This window comes from Caldibacillus sp. 210928-DFI.2.18 (genome assembly GCF_020554505.1).
Lineage (GTDB): Bacteria > Bacillota > Bacilli > Bacillales > Caldibacillaceae > Caldifermentibacillus > Caldifermentibacillus hisashii.
The window spans coordinates 1-369 of record NZ_JAJCHL010000241.1; the positions used below are offsets into that span (position 1 = coordinate 1).

1 protein-coding gene is annotated in these 369 nt (G+C 38.5%); it reads left to right on the forward strand.

Annotated elements, in window-relative coordinates:
• Positions 1–359: transposase (locus tag LIZ98_RS17740; protein ID WP_227140455.1), on the forward strand; the 359-nt coding region annotated here is incomplete at its 5' end.
• Positions 360–369 lie beyond the last annotated feature (10 nt).

Consider the following 369-nt stretch of genomic DNA (forward strand, 5'->3'; position numbering starts at 1 on the left):
ACAAATACCCTAGAGGTACGATGTTTGTTTTGGAAGACTTGACAGGTGTTCGTTCCGCAACTGAAAAAGTACAAGTAAAAAACCGCTATGTTTCTGTTTCTTGGGCTTTCTATCAATTCCGTCAAATGCTTGAATATAAAGCTCAATTAAATGGACAGAAGGTAATAGTTGTAGACCCAAAATATAGTTCTCAAACGTGCCCTAAATGTGGGCATGTTGAAAAAGCGAATCGAAACAAGAAATTGCACTTGTTTAAGTGTAAAAACTGCCAATACGAATCAAATGATGATCGAGTGGGTGCAATGAATCTACACCGCAAAGGTATTGAGCATATTGGTGTAGTTACCGCAGGAGTATAGCTTTTGCGGT